Below are 526 nucleotides of genomic sequence, written 5' to 3'. Positions count from 1 at the left end.
CCAAGCCGCATGTGAACATTGGCACGATCGGTCACGTCGATCATGGCAAGACGTCGCTGACGGCGGCGATCACGAAGTATTTTGGCGAATACAAGCGCTATGACCAGATCGACGCTGCGCCTGAAGAGAAGGCGCGCGGCATCACGATCTCGACGGCGCATGTCGAGTATGAGACGGCCAACCGTCACTATGCCCATGTCGACTGCCCCGGCCACGCCGACTATGTGAAGAACATGATCACCGGTGCTGCCCAGATGGACGGCGCGATCCTGGTGGTTTCGGCCGCCGACGGCCCGATGCCGCAGACCCGCGAGCACATCCTGCTTGCCCGCCAGGTCGGCGTGCCGTCGATCGTGGTGTTCCTGAACAAGGTCGACCAGGTCGACGACGCCGAGCTCTTGGAGCTGGTCGAGCTCGAGGTTCGCGAGCTTTTGTCGAAGAACGAGTTCCCCGGCGACGACATTCCGATCGTCAAGGGTTCGGCGCTGGCGGCGTTGGAAGATTCCAACAAGACCATCGGCGAGGA

The 526-nt window shown here is 61.8% G+C and carries 1 protein-coding gene; it reads left to right on the top strand.

The window, feature by feature from the left end; all coding sequences use genetic code 11:
- Positions 1-526 (top strand): GTP-binding protein (locus tag RFM68_RS33845; protein ID WP_320237205.1); only part of this gene is annotated, 526 nt, incomplete at both ends.

The organism is Mesorhizobium montanum (assembly GCF_033977145.1).
GTDB classification, from domain to species: domain Bacteria; phylum Pseudomonadota; class Alphaproteobacteria; order Rhizobiales; family Rhizobiaceae; genus Mesorhizobium; species Mesorhizobium montanum.
The sequence above is the reverse complement of the archived record's forward strand: the minus strand, read 5'-3'. Positions and strand labels throughout refer to the sequence as shown.